A 21,894-nucleotide genomic window follows, 5' to 3' on the forward strand; every position below is an offset into this window, starting at 1 on the left:
ATGAGCATATACGTTTTCGTCTACGGCACCCTACGCACGGGCGAAATCAATGACCTGGCCCAGGCAGCCGCCCGGCGTGGCCTGCCCGAGGCCCGCTGGGCGGGCCCGGCCACGGTGCCCGGCATGCTGGTCGACTTCGGTGCATGGCCCGGCTTGATCCCCGTGGACGACGGGCGGCGGGTGCGCGGCGATGTGTATCAAGTCGAACCTGCGCTGATCGCGCTGATGGACGAGATCGAGGAATACGTACCCGGGCAAACCTGCTGTTTCGTGCGCCGGGAAACCATCGCGCGCCTGGAAGCGCCCCTGAACGGCGGGCGCGACGTGCACTGCCAGTACTATCCAATAGATCCGTCGCTACGGGCGTTGGCCGTGGATATCCCGACAGACGACTGGATCGCTTACCGGAAGTCGCGTCCGGCAACCAACGGCACGTAAGACGCCCGTAGTAACAACCGACTACAATGCTTTTTGTCTTCACGCTTGTACACCCGTACGCGCCATTCCCGGCGCGACGGGCACTATAAAGGTCATCGTATGCAAAAACGGGTTCCCGTCGCCCCGGATGCCGCCCACTGTTCCACGTGTATGTTGGGTCACGTGTGTGTGCCCGTGGGCATGGCAGCCGCCGAAGTGGAAAAGCTGGACGAGCTGGTGCAAGAACGCGTACGCCTTGAGAAAGGCAAGATGCTGTACTCGCTGGATCACCCGCTTGACGCCGTGTATGGCGTGCGCTTTGGCAGCATCAAGACGCAGCTGGAAGACGCCACCGGCCAGATCCAGATCACCGGTTTTCACCTGCCCGGCGAAATCGTCGGCATGGACGGCATGCTGGAAGGCAAGCATGTGTCCGCCGCCGTCGCGCTGGAAGACTCTGAAGTCTGCGTCATCCGCCTGAACGAAGTGGATCGCGTGGCCGCGCACCTGCCCTCGCTGCAACAGCAGTTTCGCCGCCTGATGAGCCGCGAGATCACGCGGTCGCACCAGATGCTGGCCTCGTTGGGGTCGATGCGTTCCGAGCAGCGCCTGGCCGCCTTCCTGTTGAATCTGTCGCAACGCTATGCCTCGCTGGGCTATTCGTCGACCGAGTTCGTGCTGCGCATGAGCCGCGAAGAAATCGGCAACTTCCTGGGCTTGACCTTGGAAACCGTCAGCCGATTGTTCTCCCGATTCGCGCGCGAAGGCCTGATCAAGATCAACCAGCGCGAGGTCCGCATCCTGGACCTGCCCGCCCTGAAGCAACTGCTGGGCCACGAGGCCTGCTGAACGCCCGCCGCGCCATGCGACGCGCGCCTGCCCCTTCTGTTGCAACAGCTTCTGCTGCAACAACTTCTGCTGCCCACGTCATGCGCGCAACCGCCGCTCATGCCACCGCCCGCTCCACCCCGCGTCCCGCCGCTTGGCGGGCGGTTGGCGTAGCGCTGGGGGTGTCGCTGGCCCTGGCTGCCGTGCTTGCACCCCGGCCGGCACCCGCGCAAACGCCCCTGCCCGACCCCTACGACTACGACGAAACGGTGCCCGCGCCCAAGCGCGCCACGCCCTTGCGTTGGCAGCCCGTTGAGCTGGGCAAGCCGGGGCATCGCTACAAAATTCCCGTCTACGCCAACCGCAACCTGAGCAAAGACGACCTGCGCGACATCAAGCAGGTGTTGATCGTGGTGCATGGCGTCAAGCGCGACGCCGACCGCTACTACGACACCGCCGCGCAACTGCTGTCGCACAATCCCGACCGTGCCCGAGACACCTTGATTCTGGCGCCCCGGTTTTCGGGGTCGATCGACTCGGGCTTTGGCGGCATGGCCGCGTGGCGCAAATCCAGCTGGGAAGACGGCGAAGAGAGCATTCAGGCCAGTGGCCGCCCCGCGCCGGTAGCCTCGTTCCAGGTGCTGGACGATCTGCTGCGCAGCCTGGACGACCGCAAGCGCCTGCCCGCGTTGGCCGGCATCGTGCTGGCCGGCCATTCCGCCGGCGCGCAGCTGGTGCAACGCTACGCCATCCTGAACAACGTTGACGGCGCGCTGCGGCGCGACGGCCTGGCGTTGCGCTACGTCATCGCCAACCCGTCGTCCTACCTGTACCTGACCAACGAGCGCCCCCGCGCCGACGGCAAGGGCTACGCGCCTTACGAACGCGGCATCTGCCCCACCTACAACCAGTACAAGTACGGCACCGACAAGCTGCCCGCCTACGCCCGCGAAACCGACGACACCCGGCTGTTCGTGCGCTACGCGGCGCGCGACGTGACCTACCTGTTGGGCGGCGCCGACAACAATCCCGAACACCGGCTGCTGGACAAAACCTGCGGCGCCGAAGCGCAGGGCGCCACCCGCCTGGCGCGAGGCACGGGATACATCCAATACGAATATGTGCTGGCCGGCCGTGGTTCGAAACCCGTCCCGCTGCATCGCAGCAGCTTCGAGGTGGGCGGCGTCGGGCATGACAACAAAGGCATGTTCACTTCGGTTTGCGGCGCCCAGGCGTTGCTGGGCAGCGATGCCCAGACGGACGACCGCGCCGCTGCCTGCGACATCATCAAGCCGCGCGGTAAATAGCGGGCAACTGGCCGGCGAACAGGCGACGAACAGGCCGCAAACAGCAGGCAAATAACGGGCTTACGGCCCCGCTTTGCGACGCGCGGCAATGCGGGCAATGCGCGGCCCAGCGGGCCACGGTCGCAAGCGCCATACCTGACCAAAACCTGAAAGAAGAGCCCTTGCCGACGCGTGCATTTCGCGGCCGGCAGGCGCAAGATATTGCCCGTGCGTGTTCCATTTCGCGGCTGACCTTGCGATCTTGACGGGCGAGGACAAGGCGCGCTCGCGTGTCCGGCGACTCCCCGACAAGCTCACCTTGAGAACAGTCATGACGCAAACGTATCTGGCCATGCCCGACGCCAAACGCCGCATCAAGGCGATTTTCATCGGGTCCATGGGCAACCTGGTCGAGTGGTACGACTTCTACGCCTACACCGCCTTTGCCCTGTATTTCGCGCCCGCCTTTTTTCCTTCGCACGATCCCGTCGTCCAGCAACTGAATGCCGCCACGCTGTTCGCGGCCGGCTTCATCGTGCGGCCATTGGGCGGCTGGCTGTTCGGCCACCTTGCGGACCGGCACGGGCGACGCCTGTCGCTGATGGTATCGGTGGGGATGATGTGCGTGGGCTCGCTGATCATCGCGCTGACGCCCACCTACGCCACGATCGGCTTTGCCGCGCCCGCGCTGCTGGCGCTGGCGCGCGTGGTCGAAGGCCTGAGCCTGGGCGGCGAATATGGCGCCAGCGCCACCTACCTGACCGAAATTGCCGACCCCGAACATCGTGGCTTTTATTCCAGCTTCCAATACGTCACGCTGATCGGCGGCCAGCTTTGCGCCATCCTGGTGTTGCTGCTGCTGCAGAACGTGTTCCTGACGCATGAAGAACTGGTGCAATGGGGTTGGCGCATTCCGTTCGTGATCGGCGCATTGCTGGCCATCGTGACGGCGCTGATGCGGCGCGACATGCCAGAAACCGATTCGTATAAAGCGGCGCAAGAGGCGCAGAAAGCCAAGCCCAGAACGAGTTCGCTGCGCGGCTTGACGAAGTACCCGCGCGAGGTCGCCATCGTGGTCGGCCTGACCGCCGGCGGCACGGCCGCCTTCTACACCTTCACCACGTATATGCAGACCTTTGTCCGCCAGACGGCGGGCTTTACCGACATCACCACCACCTACATCATCGCCGGCTCGCTGATCTTTGCCTTGATCCTTCAGCCGCTGTATGGCGCGCTGTCCGACAAGGTAGGACGCAAGCCGCTGCTGATCTTCTTCGGCGTGGCGGGCGCGGCGCTGACCGTGCCCATTTTGATGACCCTGTCGCACACGCGATCCCCTTTCATCGCGTTTCTGCTGATCTGCGGCGCGTGGGTCTTCACGGCGGGCTACACATCGATCAACGCCGTCGTGAAAGCGGAATTGTTTCCCACCAACATCCGCGCCACCGGCGTGGCCGTGCCTTACGCCATCACCGTGTCGATCTTCGGGGGCACGGCGCCGGCCATCGCGCTGTTCTTCAAGCAGCAAGGCCACGAGCAATGGTTCTATTACTACCTGGCCGGCGTGATTTTCGTGTCGCTGCTGGTGTATGCCACGATGCGAGACACCAAGCATCAATCCGCCATGCACCGCCACGATTGACGTCAGGGAAATTCCCAATCACCGCCGGCTTGACGCCGGCTTTTTTCCGGGCGGATACTTAACCTTATGGTTAACTTAAACGATGACACGCTAGACAGCGTCTTTTCCGCCCTGGCCGACGGCACGCGGCGCCGGGTGCTGGCCGATCTGGAAAACGGCACCGCGTCCGTCAGCGAACTGGCGCGCCCGCACGCGATGTCCTTGCCCGCCTTCCTGAAACACTTGCGGGTGCTGGAAGACGCGGGGCTGATCGCACGGGCCAAGGATGGACGCGTGGTCAGCTGCACGTTGTCGCCCGAGCCGATGCGGGCCGCGTCCGACTGGCTGGCGCGCTACGAGAAGTTCTGGACCGGGCAACTGGATTCACTGGCCCGATACCTGTATCACGACGAGGAGATCCACCCATGCCCACCGAACCCATCCCAAACAAGCCCGGCGACAACGCCGCCGCCATTTCCGGCCGCGACCCAAGCCGCGGCGCCGGCAGCGACGCCAGCGCCCGCGCCCCGCTTGAACTCCGACTCACCCGACGTTTCACCGCGTCGGCCGAGCGCCTCTGGCGCGCGTGGACCGACCCGCAAGCGCTGATGCAATGGTTCGGCCCCGCCGGCACGCAGCGCGTGTTGCAGGCCGACACCGACGTGCGCGTGGGCGGCGCCTATGAAGTTGGCTTCGTCACGGACGACGGCCAGGCCCATTACGCCAGCGGCGTGTACCAGGAAGTCGAGCCGCAGCGCCGCCTGGTGTTCACCTGGGCGTGGCGCGACACGCCCGACGAAACCTCATTGATCACCCTTGAATTCACCCCCGCGCAGGGCGGCACCGAACTGGCCTTCCTGCAAACCCCGTTTGTCGACCAGGCAACCCGAGACGGCCACGAGACCGGCTGGGCGGGCGCCATGGACCGACTGGCGGATCACCTGGCAAGCATCGTCTGAGTTGCCTTGCCGCCCGCGGGCCGGACCGGTCCGCCATCAGGAGCCGCATCATGCAGACAAATCACGCCGTCGTATCACGTCCCGAATGGGAAGCCGCGCGCCTGGCGCTGCTGGCCCGCGAAAAAGCACTGACCCGCAACCAGGACGCGCTGGCACGCGAACGCCTTGAGCTGCCCTGGGTGCAGGTGGACAAACGCTACCAGTTTCAAGGCGAGCACGGGCCGTTGGGCCTGACCGATCTGTTCGCCGGCAACAGCCAGTTGCTGGTCTACCACTTTATGTATGGACCGGATTGGGATGAAGGCTGCGTAGGCTGCTCGTTCCTGGTCGACCATCTGGACGCGGCGTTGCTGCATCTGCGCCATCACGATGTGTCGGTGGTCGGCGTATCGCGCGCGCCGTTGGCCAAGCTGCAAGCGTTCAAGCAGCGCATGGGCTGGCAGTTTCCGTGGGTATCGTCCGAAGGTTGCGACTTCAATTTCGACATGCAGGCCTCGGTCGCCCAGGCTGACGACCGCGTTGAAGAGCGATCGGGTATCAGCGCATTTTTCCGTGACCCGGACGGCGAAATCTTTCACACCTATTCGACGTTCGAACGCGGCGTGGAACGCCTGGCGGGCGCCTACAACTACCTGGAATTCGCGCCGCTGGGCCGCAACGAATCCGGCCCGCAGTTCAACCTGGGCGACTGGGTGCGCCACCATGACCGGTACGACAACGCCCCGTCGGCCTGCCACGCGTGCGGCTAGCGCGGCCCGGGCGGCGCGCGCCATGACGTGGTTATGGCTGGCTTGCGTGGCGGCCATGCTGATCGGGCTGGCGATCGACGCCCGCCAGACGCCCGCGCCATTGCTCGCCAGCGAATGCGGCGCGCCGGGCACCTGGTGGCAGCTGGCGTGGCGGCATGCCGCCCTGATGCCTGCCACCAGCGTCGCGATGGCATTGGCGGCGCTGGCCCCCTGGCCCGGCGCGCCGTCGGCCGCCGCGCGCGCATTGTGCGCCGCGCTGATGGCTGCCGGCATGGTGGTGGGCGCACGGCTGGGCGTGGGGATGGCGCTATCCGCGGGCGCGTCGCCCTTTATCGGCTTGGTGCTTGGCATGGCGGCAGGCATGGCGGTCGCCGTGTTGCCTTTGGCCGCGCTGCGACGGGCTTAGGGTGCGCAGAGACGAGCTTGGGGCGCGCAGAGATGGGCTTAGGGCGCGCAGAGACGGGCTTGGGGCGCGCAGAGAGATAGGCTTAGGACGCACTCAGAGGCGCTTAGGGCGCCCACGGGCTGCCTTCAGCGCCGAGCCCCCGTCAACGGGCGCGCGGCCGGCGGCGCGGGCGCGATCGGCTCGGCATGCGGGGCCTGGATCTCAAGCGCCGACGTCGCCCTGGCCACGCACGGCAGAATCCAGCCCTCTTCCTTTTCGTCCCGCGACAACCCGGGCCATTGGACCGAGTACGTCACCGAGCCTTCCAGCATCAAACACATGCAGGCCCGGCAAGTGCCGTTGCGGCACGAACTGGGCAGCTTGATGCCGGCCGCCTGGGCGGCCAGCAGCACCGAGCTGTCCGCGTCGGCGTCAAACCCCAGGCCGGACGGCTGGATCAGAACAGGAAATGCGGCCATGGCGGCTCAGGTCCCCGTGGCGCCTAGGCGGCGTTGTCTTGCCAGTCCAGCTTCCAGGCGCCCGACAGGACGTTTTGCATCCACAACACGCAGGTCAACGTCTTGGCGTCGGTGACTTCGCCACGGCTGCATGCAGCCAGAAGTTCGGCGGGGTCGGCGCTGATCACGTCAAGGAACTCGTCCTGGTCCAACTGTCTGTCGCCGGCACGCAGACCGCGCGCAAAAAAGATGTGGATGATTTCGGTGGAATAGGCAATCGCCAGATGCAGCGCGCCGGCATGCGCCCATTGGTCGGCGGTATAGCCGGTTTCTTCAAGCAATTCGCGTTTTCCGCACACCAGCGGGTCTTCGCCCGGGTCCAGCTTACCGGCCGGGAATTCGGTCATGACGCGACCGATCGGGTAGCGGAACTGGCGTTCAAGCAACACCCGGCCATCGTCCAGCAAGGGAATCACCACGACCGCGCCCGGATGCACGATGTATTCGCGCGTGGCGGTGTGGCCGTTGGGCAGGCTGACGGTATCGCGGCGAACCTTCAAAAAGCTGCCTTCAAACGGCGCTTCGCTGGTCACCAGCGTTTCGACAAGATGCGTATCGCTAACGGAAGATGGGCGGGTCATGACGGCAACTGGGTCTGTTGAAACAAGCGGGCGGCGGGCCGCCCCGGGCAAGCTTTGCAGCTTACCATCGCCGCCGGGCGCGGCGCGTTGACGGGCTACGCCCGCGGCTTGGGCGCACTGTGCCCGGGCCTGAACACACTTGTCTCAGACGTCCAGCGCCGGACAGCAGTCGGGCACAGCCCTGCCCCGGGCCTTTAGCAACTGCTAGCGGCTTAATCGAACTTGCGCTTGGCATCCAGCGCCAGGCCGGCGCCGATACTGCCGAACAGGTCGCCTTCCACGCTGCGCGCGCCCGGCACCAGCGCCGATACCGTCTCGCGCAAGCGCGGCACGCGGCTGGAGCCGCCGGTAAAAAACACCGTATCCACATCTGCCGTGGCCACGCCCGCGTCGCGCAGCAAGGCACCAACGGTAGTTTCCACTTTTTCAATCAGGCGGCTGACGCAGGCATCGAACGACGCGCGCGTGACATCCACGCCCAGGTCAGGCGCCACGCGCGACAAATCGATGCGCGCCGCCGGATTCTCAGACAGCGAGATCTTGGCCTCTTCCACCTGTACCGCCACCCAGTGGCCGGCGCGCTGCTTCACCAGGTTCAACAGCAAGTCGATCTTGTCACGGTCGCCCGCTTCGGCACGGATGTACGCAAAATGCTCTGCCGCCTTGCGCGTGTAGGCCTGGTTGATGGTGTGCCAGCAGGCCAGGTTGCCGTATTGGGTCGACGGCACATCCTTGCCGCTGCGCAACTGGCTGCCCAGCCCCAGCAGGGGCATGACGTGCGCCAGACTCAGCTGCTTATCGAAATCCACCCCGCCGATATGCACGCCGCCGTACGCCAGGATATCTTCGCGCCGGTCGGCCTTGGCGGCCCTGCCCGGTCCCAGGCGGATCAAGGAAAAGTCGGACGTACCACCGCCGATGTCGATGACCAGCACCAATTCCTCGCGGTCAATCTGCGACTCGTAATCGAACGCGGCGGCCAGCGGCTCGAATTGGAACTCGATATCGGTAAAGCCGACGCTGCGCGCAATCTCGCCCAGCGTGTCTTGGGCGGTCTGGTCCGCGGCGGTGTTGTCATCCACGAAGAACACCGGCCGGCCCAGCACGGCCCGCGTGAAGTCACGACCGGCGGCCGTTTCGGCGCGCCGTTTCAGTTCGGCAATAAAGCGCGTCAACAGCACGCGGAACGGAATGGAACGCCCCTGGACTTCCGTGGACCCATCGATCAGCGAACTGCCCAGCAGGCTTTTCATCGAGCGCATCAAGCGCCCGTCGTAACCCGCCAGATAATCGGAAATCGCCGCCCGGCCGTAGCTGACCTCGGCATCTTCGTCATGGAAGAAAATGGCCGACGGCAAGGTGGTCTTGCCGTCTTCCAGGGCGAGAAGCGCGCGCTGGTCGGGGCGGCTCCAGCCGACGGTGGAGTTAGACGTACCGAAGTCGACGCCGCATGCGGTGGAGATCATGGAGAATTCTGGGGCTGAAAGCAAAACGGCGGACAAGTGTACTCGCTTCCCCGGGCAGGGGCGGCCATAATCCGTCCCCCAAATGCGCCATTCGGCTACTTGTGTGAGGCAGGGCCGAACTGAACCGAAAACTCAAACCGAAAATCGGAAGCGTGCGACATGGGACTCTAGACGCCGCGCCCACACGCCCGGGCGCCGCTTTCATCTGCCTAGTTTTTCAATATCCCGTCCAGCGAATGCAGCACGATGTCGGTCGTGCTGCCCAGGCTAAGCGCAAATGCGGCGTAAAGGCCGGCCAGCAGCACCGCGGCGCTGAGCCAGGGCGTCCACCATCGCCACTGGCGGCCGACGCGATAGCGGCGGGAGGCGATGTTGGTGCTGGCGTCTGTCAGCGCTTCCGGGGTCTCGCCGCGCAGTTCGCGCAAGGCGCGGTGCAGCTTGACGATGATGGTTTGCAGCGCCTCGTTCTGGTTGTGCTGCAAGCCGTACTTGCCCTTGAAGCCCAGGCACAGGCACAGGTACTTGAATTCCAGCACGTCGCGATAGCGTGCCGGGTCCATCATCATGCGCGACAGCACGGTGAAGAATTTCTCGCCGCCCCAGGTCTCGCTGTGGTTCACGCTTAGCAGCGAGCGTTCCGCCCATGTTGAATGCGCGCCCCAGGGCGTGCCCATCACGGCTTCGTCGATGAAGGTGCATAGCGCGTAGCGGTATGCCAGCTGCGTCGCGCCGTCGTAGCCGTGTTGGCGGATTTCTTCGTCCAGCGCGGATATCTGGTCGCGCACGGTGGCGTACAGGTTCTGGATGTTGTCGTATTCGCTCAGTTTGCGCAGGCGGATCACCAGGCCGAATAGCGGCAGCGCGCCGTCCACCAAGGGGTTGTAGCCATGCCCGCGCAGCTGAAAGCCCAGGTCTTCGTCGCGGTCGATATGGCCGATGGTGTCATAGCCGATGCGCGCTTTGTCGTTGACTTCGGGCGTGGCGGACGTGCGCAGGAAATTGCCGCTGGCACGCTCGGCGGTGGCGGGGGTGGTCATGTCATTGGCTCCTGATGGCCCACAGTTGCAATTCCATCTCGGGGTAGTCGCCGGCGATGTGCAGGCCGAAGCCCGCGGTATCCCGAAGCATCTGCCACGAAGGGTGGCTGCGGTCGAACTGGAAATAGGTGAATCCCGCGTGGAACGGCAAATGGCGCGGCGCGACCGGTAGCGGCTGCAAAGGGATGCCCGGCAGTTGCAGGCTGACCAGTTCGCCCAGCTTTTCCATTGACGCCACCTTGGTCTGCTGCATGAACTGCTGGCGCAACCGGTCCAGCGGCATGCGCGCGCGCACTGCCAGGATGAAGTCGGCATCGGCATACAGCGCGCGGTCGTGCACGGCGGCCGTCAGCACGCCGTATTGCTGGCGCTCGATCGGCAGCGACACGGCGCGTGGCTGCAATACCGTGCTGAGCGCGCGTCGCAGCGTGTCTTCCAGCATCCGGAACGATTGTCGGGGGTCGTCGTGCTGATAGGCCGGAAACTCTTGCGGCAAGCGCCCTTCGTCGGTAAACGTAACCAGCTCGCCACACGCCTGACTGAAGGCCACGTACAGCTGTTCAGGGTGCACGTGGCGCAAGCGGGACAGGTGCAAAAACAAAGGGTGCAGACGGTTCAACACCAGCAGCAGGTTGAAGTCGGTGACGTCCGCCACGCCAGCCTGCCCGGGCGAGCCGATGCGCTGCGCGATGTTCTTGGCGCGTTCGCGCATCAGGCCGGCGATCTCGCCCAGGTAACGCTTGAGCGGCGGGATGGCGTTCAGCGACATGCCGGTGGGGTAGAACGCATCGTCCAATAACAAGCTGCCGTCCGGGCGCCGGTCCAGCAGGCGGCACAGCGCCACGCCCGTGAATGCGCTGCGGTCCTCGCGTTCAAGCGTCAGCTGAAGGTTGGGCGCGGCCAGGTCCATCGCCACGTAATCGCCTTCCTGGCTGTGCGTATCGCGCACCTCTTCGCTGCGCGTCACGTAGCGCGCCTTGGCGTAGGTGTCCGGCCATTGCACTTCAAGCACGCCGTCCGAACGCAGCGGCAGGGTCAGGTAAACGGTCTGATTGACGGACGACGTATCGGTGATGGCCAGCGGCACGGGCGGGGGCTGGTCGTTCGGAATGTCGAACACCGTACCGTCCGGCATCACGCCCCGGGCCCGCACGATGGCGATCTTGCCAAAGCTGAGGTATTCCTGATTCAGCTCCAGTTCGCTCAGGCCATAAAGGTGTTCGCTGACCCCGCCGATGCGTTGGTTTGCGTGGTGTTCCAGGGCGCGGGCCTGCTGCTGAAAGTGCTGGGGCTTGACGAACAGCCCTTCGTTCCAGATGACGGGGTTGCGTGTAGTCATGGTTGGGATCTCGGTTGCGACGCGCGAAAGCTCTCATCGACGATACCGACGCGGTTGCCGTGCAACGTCATCAAGAGCGCGTAGCGGCGGCCATTGGGTTCCAGTCGGAAAGCCTGCTTCCATACCGCGCCATTCTGATCGTGGAAGTCGGCCACGATGGCGACGTAACGGGTGTCTTTATCGATCCGGGCAAAGTCGATGAACTTGAACTGGCCCGGCTGCAAGACGTAGTCGTCCTGGGTGATATAGGTGCTGCCCAGCGCCTTTTTCAGATCCTTGGCCAATTGTTCCGGGTCCACGTTAAGCAACAGCGAATCGTCTTTCAGTTGCAGCACCTTGAAGGCGATGGGCGTCGCGGCGCCGCGCGGCGGCGGGGCGGGATCAGCCGGTGGCAGGCTGGCCCCCCGGCTGTATTGGCCCAGGCCCAGGCCCAGGCCGCTGCCGGCACCCATGCCCGTGTCTGCGCCCGTGTCCCCGCCCGAACTGGAGCCGAGGTCGCCTTCGCCTGTCCGCGGCATCGCGTCGGGCGCCTCGGTCGCCGGCGCGCTGGCCAAGCCACCGCCCACCGGCAAGGGCACGCCCGAAAACCCCTGCTCCAACACGTGCCGCCCGGAACCGAATTGCCGCCCCGGCAGGTAATGCGGCGAAATCCCTGGCGGCGGCAACAGCTCGCGCGTGACGACGGCATTCAGCGACGAACCCGGCGCAGGCACGGGCTTGGCTGTGGCCTGGCGCGCCAGGCCAATCACGCCATCCACGCCCACCACGCCATCCACGTCTTCCACATCCTCCACCGCGCCCACATCCACCGGACCCCGCCATAATTTCGACGACCCGGTATCCACGCGCCGCAAGGGATGCAAGGACGGGCGCCCTTCTTCCAGCTCTTCCAGCAGGCTGCGCAGGCTCTCGGTCAGTTCCTGGCGGTCGCCGCTTTTCAGCTTGACCTCAAGCGGCCCTTCTTCACGGTTGGACGCCGGGTCCGGCCCGGTGTCGGCGCTGTCGTCCGGCATGCTGGCGGGGTTGGGGTTGACGTCGGCGGCGGCGTACAGGCTCAGGCCCACCAGGGAAGGCTGCTCGTCAGGCGGCCCGATGGGGATGGACGGATCCATCAGGATCTGCCCCGTCTTGGACAGGACATCGCCCACCGTACCGCAGGCGGTCAACAGCGTCGTCAGCACGACAACGGACGCAAGCCGCTTCATTCGGCCTCCGCCCGCAACACGCGGTCGTACGCCTGCTCGAACACGTCCCAGAACAGTTTTTCAAAGCCACGTTGGCGCGTGGAGGCCAGCTCGTCGTAGTAGTGCGTGTACATGCCCCAGGCCCAGTCATCGCCGCCACCCGCTGCCGATGCCTGGTCGGGGCGGTAACGGTTAAAGCGTTGCAGCAACAGCGCCGGCGCCAAGCTGCGCAACACCGCGTCCAGCCCGGCCTGGATGGCCTGCGTGACCGCGCCATGGTGGGCGTGCAACTGCGCCAGGCTTTCATCCACCGCCGCCTTGGGCGACAGGTGCACCACGCTGCGATCGGTGGCGAACATGGCGCGCACCGTGTCGGGATAGCTCAGGCCCAGCCGCAAGGGGTTGTCTTCAATCGGTTGCAGGCTGCGGCCCAACAGCCGCCGTGGCTGCGTGTCGTCCGCCTGCGCGGCATAGACCTGGGCGATGCCACGAATGGCGGCATTGAGCGCCTGCCCGGCTTCGTGCAACAGCGCCTGTCCGGCCTGCGCGTCCAGCGGTCCCAACGGCACTTCCAGCCCTTGCATCAACAGCTCGGCCGCCTCGGTCGGGTCGCCCACCATGGCCTGCCGGTTGTTCAGGCGATAAGGCTGGGGCGACGGTTTGTGCAGGGACTTCGGCATGGGGACTTCTCCGGGAAATGGCAAGGGAGAACCGGTAACGGGCGACCCCGTCACGGCTTCGAATCGCGTTGTGGCCAGGTCCGCCTGGGTCGGCGCGGCCGAACCGCCGCGCCGCACATCCCAGGGTTCCATCACCACGGCAGGCAGAGCGGCGGCGCGCTCGGCCGCATCCAGCGCCCGCAGGGGGTCGCTGTCGGCGCGCGCGTCAAACGGGGTGCTCAGCGCCAAGAAGTCGGCGTCCGCAGGCGGCGGCGCGGCGTCCTGTTCAAACACGTAGGAACCGGCAGGCAGGTCGTCATGGCCGCTGGACTCGCCTTCCAGGATCTCGCCCACCCCGTACTGCGCCAGGTGCCGCGCCGGGTCCAGCAGTTCCTGGTGCGGATGGTTCAGGTGCACGGTGATGTCGTACGGGCCTATGTGCAGGACGTCGCCGTCACGCAGCTTGGCGCCGACCATCTTGCCCAGCGGCGCATCGGCATCGTTCACACGGGTGTGGCCGCTGCGGTCCACCACGCAAAAGGCGGCATCGCGGTAGACGATTTCACTATGAATCGGGTCGACGCGTCCGGCTTTGTCCGGCAGCGTCCAATCGGCGCCCCGTCCGCCGATCGTGCCGCCGGCGGCGTCAAAGCTGTGATGCGGCTTGCTGCCATGGGTCAGGGATCCAGGGTTGGCGACAACAAGCGCCAACGCCTTGGGCGAGGTTGCGGTAGAGGTCATAGACGGGCCTTGATACGAACAGTGAACGGCCGGCGCACCGCCGTGTGCTGGACAAAGCTGGTCCAGCCCAGGTGGGCGCCGGTGTCGCGTCCCAGGTTGAAGGGCGGCACCTGGTCATGCCGCAAACCCAGTTCCAGGTCATAGGCGGCGGGGTCGCGCAACAGGAAATCGATCAGTTTGCGCAGCCGTTCGAAGTTCTCGCCGCTGGGCAGGAATTCGCGGAACCGCGCCTGATCCAGATTGCCGATCACAATGGAGAACTTGCTGTAGCGCGTGCGCACCCGCCCGCCGACGACAAAGCTGTCCCCCAGCACCCCGTTGCGGCGCCCAAGCCGCAGGCGCTGGCTGTCCGCCACATGCATGTAGCGCTGCTCGAACTCGCGCACGCGCACGTGCTTCAGGTCAAAGCAATGCGCGACGATGCCCGACACCACCTGCGGCGAACGGCTGCGGCTGGCGATCACGCCGGCAAAACTCAGCAGCCGGCTCCAGGGGATGGGCGTGGCGCCCCGCAGTTCGACGTCGCCCAGGCCAACCATGGCAAACACATAGCGCGAAAACCTATCCCGCGCTTCTCGCCGAAACCTGACGTAATAGCGGTATTTGCGCCACGCCTGGTGCAGCAGCGTCAGCAGCCGGTGATTGAAGAAATCCAGAAACGCCGGGCGGATGCCGACGCCTTGGCCGTATTCGTAGGCCAGCCGGTCCAGGTAGTGGCCCGGCAACGGCGAGTCAGGCCCATGCAGGCCAAAGAACGTCGCCTGCACGTGGTAGTCGGTGCGCGCGCCGGCAGGCATGCGCTCGGCCAGCGCCACGTCCGACGCCGGAAACCCCAGCCCGGCGTAGCTGCTCAGGCGCACACGCTGGCGCTCGGGCTCGTGGCTGTCCCGGGATTCCAGGTCATCGTCATGCAGGCCGTGCAGTTGCTCCAGCAACCGGAAGAAGTCGTAGTTCTTCGCATCGGCCAGCAAATGGTCCGCTAGATCAGCGGTTGTCTTCCTGTTTGCATCGGCCATTCGTAGAGCTCGTTGTTACCGGTGTTGGCGGCTTCCAGCAGGTGGAAGGAATTGATGCTGGCGTACAAGGCAAAGAAATGGCTTAACACCGTGCCGAACAAATACAGGTCGCCCTCGCAGAGAAACGCGGCGGGATCCAGCGTGAGCCGCGTTTTCAGCCCGCGTATCGGCAAGCCCTTCATGAGCAGATCGGTGGGTTGCGTGACGGCGTCGCCGATTCCGTCCAGCCGCTTGCTGCCGGCGCGCGCATGCTGAATGTCATGCAAGGCCGCGAAGTCATAGGCGCGCAAGACGGCTTTAAGCGGTTCGGTGGACAGCAGTGACAGATAATTGAGCGACAGGTTTGAAATCAGCGTCCACTGCAACGCGCCGTCCAATACCGGCCGGTATGGCGGGGTGGGACGCACGATATTGCTGTAGGGGGCGAATGTGGGCGTTGTCTGCGTCTGCACGCAGATATCGCCCACGCCCAACGCCAGCGGCAAGTCGCGGTTAGTGCAGGTCAGCGCCAGCGAGACGGTCTCGTCTTCGTCGATGTAGTCGGTTTCGTCACCACGGATAAACGCAATGCGATGCGCGACGCCCTGTTCGCCGACCGCGTTTTCGATCCGGCTGCGGTAGTACAGCGCGTGGCGGCCGCGCGCGTGCTCGATCTCGTGTTGCAGCGATTCAAAGGGATGAAACGTGCGCAGGTAGCGGCCGCGCTTGCCTTCGGCGATTCTCTGCCAGCCGGTGACTTCGTCGATGCTGAAGATCTCGCAGGCGTCGGCGCGGTGGCCGCCCGGCAGCAGCCGCTGGTCAACCGCGCGCCCATTCAGGTTGATCGGCTCGGCATCTTGCTCAAACAGGTTCACCGCCGGCGCGCAATACAAGGCCAGATCGCCGATGCGCAGGCGGATGTCGGCGGGCATCGGCCGCGTGAAATGGAATTCAAGCCGCACGCGCTCGGTCGTGCCCTCGGGCCACAACGAACGCAGCGCATTCAGGCTGAAGAACAGGAAGCGTCGCGGAAAAATGAAGTACTCCTGAAGGATGCGATAGCCATCGAACACATTCCTGGGATACGGCAGCAACGATTCTTCAGGCGCAAAACCGGGAAACGTCACTTGCCGGGGCGCGATCATGCGCGTTTGCCCACCGGCTTCCAGGCGGATTTCGCCCAGGTAGCAAGACAGCCACAGGTACAGCGTCATGGCGGTCGTGTCGTCGCCTGACAGATGGAAATCCAGCTTGTCGCAATCGAAGGTATCGATGGCGTTTCCCGCCAGCGGCGCCAGATCGACGCGCATGATGGATTTCTCGCGCGTGTGCGCGTCGCTGACCTCGACGATTTCCAGCGGATAAATCACCACATCCGTGCTGGTACGAAACTGGCAGCGGGTGCCGTCAACCGGCCGGGACAGCACGCGTGTGCCCTTGGGAATCACCTGGCGCGTCGTGATCGCGCGTTCAACCGGGGTGAACCGCATGATGGTCGCGCTGGGCAAGGGCCGCAGGTAATTCGGCCAAAGCAGTTGCAACAGCGAATGGGTAAGTTCCGGAAGATCGTCTTCGATCTTCAGGCGCAGCTTGGCCGTCAGGAATGCAAAGCCTTCAAGCAGCCGTTCCACGTCGGGGTCAGCGGCCTCATCCCCTAAAAACTGCGACAGCTGCGGGTTGTCACGCGCAAACTCGCGTCCAAGCCGCCGCAGGTAATCGATCTCTTCGCGAAATTTTCCTCGCAACGGCATGTCGTCCCGCCTCCGTGGCACCGCGCTCAAACAACCCGGGCGTACCGGTCCTGATGGTGAATCACCAGATCGATCTCGACCTGTTCTTCGTGGTTCATGACCGGCACCAGGCATTCCAGCCTGAAGTTCAAGCTAAGGGGTTGGGCCGGGTCCGGCCGCGAATGCACATGCAGGACCTTGATGCGCGGTTCAAACGCCAGCACCGACGCGCGTATGTCCTGGCTGACGTGCGCCAGCAAGTCGGCACTGCCCATCGCGGCGTCGTTGAAGTCATGCAGCCCCAGCTCGGGGCTGTTCAGGATGCGTTCCAGGTGGCGTTTGATGGCGTGGATGCGCTCGGCCGCCAGCTCCTGCCGCGACCGGGTGCGCCGGGGCTGGGCGTCCGGCACCAGCCGTTCGAACAAACTGCCCTGCCCCCGCGACCTGGGCATCCGCCTGCCCCTTATTCCTTGTCCAGCCTGCCAACCAGCGACAGTTCGAAGTTGGCGCCCATGTACTTGAAGTGCGGGCGCACCGCCAGCGACACCTGGTACCAACCGGGATTGCCATCGATGTCCTGCACCAGGACCTTGGCGGCACGCAACGGGCGGCGGCTGCGCACATCGGATGACGGGCTTTCCTGATCCGCGATGTACTGCCGCAGCCACGTGTTCAGTTCGCGTTCCAGATCCTGGCGTTCTTTCCAGCTGCCGATCTGCTCGCGCTGCAACACCTTGATGTAGTGAGCCAGGCGGTTGACGATGAACATGTACGGCAGCTGCGTGCCCAGCTTGAAGTTGGTCTGCGCGGCCTGGCCTTCCGGCGTCTTCTGGAACAGCTTGGGCTTTTGCACAGAGTTAGCGGAGAAGAACGCGGCGTTGTCGCTGTCCTTGCGCATCGTCAGCGCGATGAAGCCCTCTTCGGCCAACTCGAATTCCTTCCGGTCCGAGATCAGCACTTCGGTCGGGATCTTCGCCTGCAACTGACCCAGCGACTCGTACAGGTGCACCGGCAGGTCGTCCACCGCGCCGCCCGACAGGGGGCCGATGATGTTGGGGCACCAGCGGTACTTGGCAAAGCTGTCGGTGATGCGGCTGGCCAGCAGGTACGACGTGTTGCCCCACAGGTAGTTCTCGTGGGCGCCGTCGATGGTTTCGCGGTAGTTAAAGCTGTTGACGGGATTTTCCAACGGGTCGTACGGTTGCCGGAGCAGGAAGCGCGGCATCGTCAGGCCCAGGTAGCGCGCGTCTTCGGATTCGCGCAGGCCGCGCCACTTGGTAAAGCGCGGGCCTTCGAAGATGTCTCGCACCTCCTTCAGGTTGGGCAGTTCCTGGAAGCTCTTGATGTTCAGGAATTCTGCCCCGGCCGCGGCCAGGAACGGGGCGTGCGACATCGCACCCACGGACGCCACATAGGCAAGCAACTTGATGTCGGGCGATGACGGGCCGAACGTGTAGTTGCTGACGATGGTGGCCACGGGCTCGCCGCCGAACTGGCCGTAGCCCGCCGTGTAGACCTGCTTGTACAGGCCGCTGCGCGTGATGTCGCCGGCGCTTTCAAAGTCTTCCAGCATTTCATCTTTGGTGACGTGCAGGACTTCGATCTTGATGTTCTCGCGAAAATCGGTGCGGTCCACCAGCAGCTTCAGGCCGCGCCAGGCGGACTCCAGCTCTTGCAGCGGCGGCTGGTGCAGGATGGCGTCCATTTGCAGACCGAGCTTGCGATCGATCTGCGCAATCATCTGGTCGACCAACTGCTTGTTGACCTGTTGTTGCGGTTCTTGCGTTCGTAGAATTTCCGAGATGAACGCGGCAACCCCGCGTTCGGCCACGGCATAGCCTTCGTGACTGGGTTCGATGCGGGTCTGGGCCATGATCTGCTCCAGCAACCCGATCGACGGCTTATCTTCCAACTTGGCGGCGGCTTGGGCCTTCATGCTCATATCCTTTGATTGCGGTTTGGCATTGCGACAGGAATGGCGGCTTACGCAGCCGGCTTGTCCAACACAAGGTTCAGTTCCTTGGCCAGCGCCGTGCGCGCCTTGTCATCGGCCAATAGCGTCTGCAACTGCTTGCGAAACGCCGGCACGTTGCCCAGCGGGCCCTTAAGCGCCACGAGCGCTTCGCGCAGGTCCAACAGCTTGTTCAGCTCCGGCACCTGGCGGGCGATGGCGTCAGGCGCAAAGTCCTTCATGCGCTTGAAGTTCAGCGACACGTTCAGCGTGTCGTCTTCCTGACCGGGTTCGCCCAGCCGCGAGGGCACCTGCATCGTCAGCGCCAGGCCGGCTTCGCCCATCACGTCGTCGAAGTTGTCCTTATCGATGCGAACGGCCTGCCGCTCTTCCAACGCCGTCTCTTCACCGTGGCCTTTGAAGTCGCCGGTGATCAACATCTTCAGCGGCAATTCCACTTCGGCTTGCTGGTCGCCGGTGGCGGGCACGTACTTGATGTTGATCCGTTCCGGCGGGGCGACGGAGACCGATTTCTTCGACATGAAAGCTCCTGTTGTGAATCACAAAAAAAACACTCGGGGCTACCGCGATAAGTAGTGCTGGGATGCTAAGAGCGCGGGATACGAAGCGGCAATAGGACGAATAAGAAAACGCCGGAACTTCGCAATCACGCGCAATTTCGCTTAGTAGTAACCGCGATATTTATCTCTTTCTGATTCCTCCTATGGAAATAAAAATCGCGGCATGTTGTCGTTGCGGATTACTTCTTTGTTCGAAAGTGTGTGAGTCATGATCAGAATTGATCTCTCGTCCCTCATCGATCGCTTGAACCCCGTTTGCCGCCAGGCGGTCGAAGAAGCCGCCAGCCTGTGCATCAGCCAGCATTGCGCCGAAATCACCGTCGCGCATGTGCTGACCAAGCTGGTGGATCAGCCGCTGTCCGACATGCGCGTGCTGATCCAGCACGCGGGTCTAGACGCCGATTCCGTGCGGCAGGCACTGGCGAACGGCACCCCTTATCACGAGGCCACGCCGGGCCAATACCCCACCTTCTCTCCGCTGCTGATCGAATGGCTGCAAGAGGCCTGGCTGTTGGCCTCGCTTGAGCTTGCACAGACCAAGCTGCGCGGCGGCAGCCTGGCGCTGGCCGCGTTATTGAACGCGGGTCGCTACCTGCCGTTGGCCGCCATCACCCTGTTCGAACACGTCAACCGCGAAGCGTTGCGCAAAACGTTCAACACGCTGTTCGCGCAGTCGGCCGAATCGCCCGATCCCGCGGCGCACGCACCCGCTGCACGCGTCGATGGCGACGACACGGCGCTGGCCAGATACGGGCACGACTTCACCGCGCAGGCCCGCGCGGGCGCGGTAGACCCGGTGCTGTGCCGCGACGCCGAAATCGACTTGATGATCGACATCCTTTCCCGGCGCCGCAAAAACAACCCCATCGTGGTCGGCGATGCGGGCGTGGGCAAAAGCGCGGTCGTGGAAGGCTTGGCGCTGCGCATCGTGCAGCAACGTGTACCCGAACCGTTGCATCACGTTTCCCTTTGGGGCCTGGACCTGGGCGCGTTGCAGGCGGGCGCGTCCGTCAAGGGCGAATTCGAAAAGCGCTTGAAAAGCGTCATTGATCAGGTCAAGGCATCGGCGGGCCGCATCGTCCTGTTCATCGACGAAGCGCATACCCTGATCGGCGCGGGCAACGCGGCCGGGGGCAGCGATGCCGCCAACCTGCTCAAGCCCGCCCTGGCGCGCGGTGAGCTACGCACCATTGCAGCCACCACGTGGTCGGAATACAAAAAGTACTTTGAAAAAGACCCCGCGCTGACGCGCCGCTTTCAACTGGTGAAGCTGGACGAACCCACCCAGGAACAAGCGGTGCACATACTTCGCGGCTTGCGGGCCACCTACGAACAGGCGCATCGGGTCTACATCGGCGATGACGCCTTGCGCGCCGCCGTCAGCCTCTCTGCGCGGTACCTGTCCGGCCGGCAACTTCCCGACAAGGCAATCGATGTACTGGACACCGCCAGCGCACGCGTCGCGACCGCGCTGGGCGAGCCTCCGCGCCGCTTGACCGCGCTGGAACACGAGCAAATGCAGATCACGGCGGAACTGACCCAGTTGCGGCGCGACTCGCGCGCGGGCCGAACGCCCGACCCGCGTCGCATTGCGCAGCTTGAGGCGGACGGCGCGGGCGTGGCCGACCGCATGCTGGCGCTGCAACAGGCATGGGAACGCCAAAAGGCGCTTGTGGATAAGATTCTGGGCTTGCGCGCCGCGCTGCTGTCGGATGAACAGGTCGCGGATGAACAGGTCGTGGATGAACAGGTCGCGGATGGCGCGGTTGTGAATGACCGCCTCGCGCACAGTGGTGCGGCGCTTACTGCCGACGTGCTGGCCACAACCGTTGCCGAACTCCACGACCTGCAACGGGGCGGCGCGCTGCTGCACGCCGACGTCGGCCACGAACAGATCGCACAAGTGATCGCCGACTGGACCGGCATACCCGCCACCACCATCAGCCGCGGCCAGATGGAACGGCTGACGCAATTACCCGACGCGCTGCGCGAACGCATCAAGGGCCAGGACGCGGCCATCGACCGCATACACAAACACCTCTTGACCGCCATGGCCGACCTGCGCCGGCCCGGCACGCCGTTGGGCGCGTTCCTGCTGGCCGGCCCCAGCGGGGTGGGCAAGACCGAAACCGCGCTGGCGCTGGCCGACGCGCTCTTTGGCGGCAGGCAGTTCCTGACGACGATCAATATGTCGGAATTCCAGGAACGGCACACCGTGTCGCGGCTGCTGGGCGCGCCGCCCGGCTATGTCGGGTATGGCGAAGGCGGCGTGTTGACCGAAGCGATCCGACGCCAGCCCTATTCCATCGTGCTGCTGGACGAAGTGGAAAAAGCCCACCCGGAAGTCATGAGCCTGTTCTACCAGGCCTTCGACAAAGGCGAGCTTGCCGACGGCGAAGGCCGCCAGATCGACTGCAAGAACGTGTTGTTCTTCCTGACTTCGAACCTGGGCTTCGACCAACAGGACGGGCAGCTTGCCGACCTGTCCGAAGACGCGTTGCGCGCCCGCTTGGGCGCCTTCTTCAAGCCCGCTCTGCTTGCGCGGATGCAGCTGGTTCCCTACCAGTACCTGGGCGAAGACGTGCTGGACCAGATCATCCACAGCCGGCTTGAGCGTCTGCGCGTTCAGTTTGCCACCCGCTACGATGCCACCCTGCACATTACGGACAGCGCCCGTGACGAACTGCGCGGACGCTGCATCCGCCACGAAAACGGCGCGCGCCTGCTCGACGCCGGCATCGACGGCGAACTGCTGCCGCCGCTGTCATTAGCCGTGCTGCGGCGGCTGGCTACCGGCGAGGCCATTGGCGGCGCGCATCTGCATTGGGCCGAGGGCGCATTCACCGCCCAGTTGCATTGAGGCCCGA

Annotated in this window: 20 protein-coding genes and 1 pseudogene; 9 read left to right on the forward strand and 12 right to left on the reverse strand. The window is 64.6% G+C overall.

The features are described 5' to 3' along the window. The 8 genes and pseudogenes from V6F88_RS07940 (at window position 1) to V6F88_RS07975 (ending at window position 6,266) form a co-directional block, all read left to right on the forward strand. Window positions 1-438: a gamma-glutamylcyclotransferase family protein gene (locus V6F88_RS07940; protein WP_332608742.1), complete on the forward strand. Its 438-nt coding sequence runs from the start codon at window positions 1-3 to the stop codon at window positions 436-438. 99 nt (window positions 439-537) lie between these two features. Continuing rightward, window positions 538-1,266, forward strand: coding sequence for a helix-turn-helix domain-containing protein (locus tag V6F88_RS07945; protein WP_046804751.1), 729 nt, complete (start codon window positions 538-540; stop codon window positions 1,264-1,266). An 80-nt stretch (window positions 1,267-1,346) separates the two neighbouring features. Then, entirely contained in the window at window positions 1,347-2,552 is a 1,206-nt protein-coding gene (locus V6F88_RS07950; protein WP_332608743.1) for a hypothetical protein, read from the forward strand. Window positions 2,553-2,862: 310 nt separating this feature from the next. Further along, on the forward strand, window positions 2,863-4,173 hold the full coding sequence (locus V6F88_RS07955) for an MFS transporter (RefSeq protein ID WP_332608744.1): 1,311 nt from the start codon (window positions 2,863-2,865) through the stop codon (window positions 4,171-4,173). Between the two features lie 66 nt (window positions 4,174-4,239). Continuing rightward, window positions 4,240-4,473: pseudogene (locus V6F88_RS27905) on the forward strand (ArsR/SmtB family transcription factor); the annotation flags it as partial. Window positions 4,474-4,577: 104 nt separating this feature from the next. Further along, window positions 4,578-5,111 carry an SRPBCC family protein gene (locus V6F88_RS07965; protein WP_442880220.1) on the forward strand — a complete coding sequence of 178 codons (534 nt, stop codon included), beginning with the start codon at window positions 4,578-4,580 and terminating at the stop codon, window positions 5,109-5,111. A gap of 50 nt (window positions 5,112-5,161) precedes the next feature. Further along, entirely contained in the window at window positions 5,162-5,860 is a 699-nt protein-coding gene (locus tag V6F88_RS07970; protein ID WP_332608746.1) for a DUF899 domain-containing protein, read from the forward strand. A gap of 22 nt (window positions 5,861-5,882) precedes the next feature. Further along, window positions 5,883-6,266, forward strand: a complete 384-nt coding sequence (locus tag V6F88_RS07975; protein WP_332608747.1) for a hypothetical protein — start codon at window positions 5,883-5,885, stop codon at window positions 6,264-6,266. 125 nt (window positions 6,267-6,391) lie between these two features. Here the strand turns inward: V6F88_RS07975 and V6F88_RS07980 are convergent, their stop codons facing one another. The 12 genes from V6F88_RS07980 to tssB form a co-directional block, all read right to left on the reverse strand. Next, a complete protein-coding gene (locus tag V6F88_RS07980; protein ID WP_332608748.1) occupies window positions 6,392-6,724 on the reverse strand; it encodes a 2Fe-2S iron-sulfur cluster-binding protein in 333 nt (110 codons plus the stop codon). Window positions 6,725-6,747: 23 nt separating this feature from the next. After that, a complete protein-coding gene (locus V6F88_RS07985; RefSeq protein WP_332608749.1) occupies window positions 6,748-7,344 on the reverse strand; it encodes an NUDIX hydrolase in 597 nt (198 codons plus the stop codon). Between the two features lie 212 nt (window positions 7,345-7,556). Further along, window positions 7,557-8,810: an Hsp70 family protein gene (locus V6F88_RS07990; RefSeq protein WP_332608750.1), complete on the reverse strand. Its 1,254-nt coding sequence runs from the start codon at window positions 8,808-8,810 to the stop codon at window positions 7,557-7,559. Between the two features lie 209 nt (window positions 8,811-9,019). Continuing rightward, window positions 9,020-9,847 carry a type IVB secretion system protein IcmH/DotU gene (icmH, locus tag V6F88_RS07995; protein WP_332608751.1) on the reverse strand — a complete coding sequence of 276 codons (828 nt, stop codon included), beginning with the start codon at window positions 9,845-9,847 and terminating at the stop codon, window positions 9,020-9,022. Window position 9,848: 1 nt separating this feature from the next. Next, on the reverse strand, window positions 9,849-11,186 hold the full coding sequence (gene tssK / locus V6F88_RS08000) for a type VI secretion system baseplate subunit TssK (protein ID WP_332608752.1): 1,338 nt from the start codon (window positions 11,184-11,186) through the stop codon (window positions 9,849-9,851). Next, complete coding sequence (tssJ, locus tag V6F88_RS08005) at window positions 11,183-12,391, reverse strand: type VI secretion system lipoprotein TssJ (RefSeq protein ID WP_332608753.1); 1,209 nt, start codon at window positions 12,389-12,391, stop codon at window positions 11,183-11,185. Before tssJ ends, tssK begins: the two co-directional genes overlap by 4 nt. Beyond that, window positions 12,388-13,770: a type VI secretion system-associated FHA domain protein TagH gene (gene tagH, locus V6F88_RS08010; protein ID WP_332608754.1), complete on the reverse strand. Its 1,383-nt coding sequence runs from the start codon at window positions 13,768-13,770 to the stop codon at window positions 12,388-12,390. Before tagH ends, tssJ begins: the two co-directional genes overlap by 4 nt. After that, window positions 13,767-14,786: a type VI secretion system baseplate subunit TssG gene (gene tssG / locus V6F88_RS08015; protein WP_332608755.1), complete on the reverse strand. Its 1,020-nt coding sequence runs from the start codon at window positions 14,784-14,786 to the stop codon at window positions 13,767-13,769. The genes tagH and tssG overlap by 4 nt, the downstream gene beginning before the upstream one ends. Beyond that, the gene (gene tssF / locus V6F88_RS08020; protein WP_332608756.1) at window positions 14,750-16,516 is read right to left on the reverse strand and encodes a type VI secretion system baseplate subunit TssF; all 1,767 of its coding nucleotides are present in this window, start codon (window positions 16,514-16,516) and stop codon (window positions 14,750-14,752) included. Before tssF ends, tssG begins: the two co-directional genes overlap by 37 nt. Window positions 16,517-16,542: 26 nt before the next feature. Further along, on the reverse strand, window positions 16,543-16,947 hold the full coding sequence (gene tssE, locus V6F88_RS08025) for a type VI secretion system baseplate subunit TssE (protein WP_332608757.1): 405 nt from the start codon (window positions 16,945-16,947) through the stop codon (window positions 16,543-16,545). Between the two features lie 11 nt (window positions 16,948-16,958). Next, window positions 16,959-18,437: a type VI secretion system contractile sheath large subunit gene (tssC, locus tag V6F88_RS08030; protein ID WP_442880221.1), complete on the reverse strand. Its 1,479-nt coding sequence runs from the start codon at window positions 18,435-18,437 to the stop codon at window positions 16,959-16,961. A 41-nt stretch (window positions 18,438-18,478) separates the two neighbouring features. After that, window positions 18,479-18,988 carry a type VI secretion system contractile sheath small subunit gene (gene tssB / locus V6F88_RS08035; RefSeq protein WP_332608759.1) on the reverse strand — a complete coding sequence of 170 codons (510 nt, stop codon included), beginning with the start codon at window positions 18,986-18,988 and terminating at the stop codon, window positions 18,479-18,481. A gap of 247 nt (window positions 18,989-19,235) precedes the next feature. Here tssB and tssH point away from each other — a divergent pair, with 247 nt between their 5' ends. Next, window positions 19,236-21,887 carry a type VI secretion system ATPase TssH gene (tssH, locus tag V6F88_RS08040; protein ID WP_332608760.1) on the forward strand — a complete coding sequence of 884 codons (2,652 nt, stop codon included), beginning with the start codon at window positions 19,236-19,238 and terminating at the stop codon, window positions 21,885-21,887. Window positions 21,888-21,894: the final 7 nt, after the last annotated feature.

Origin of the sequence: Achromobacter sp. ESBL13 (genome assembly GCF_036668755.1) — a bacterium.
Taxonomy (GTDB): domain Bacteria; phylum Pseudomonadota; class Gammaproteobacteria; order Burkholderiales; family Burkholderiaceae_B; genus Achromobacter.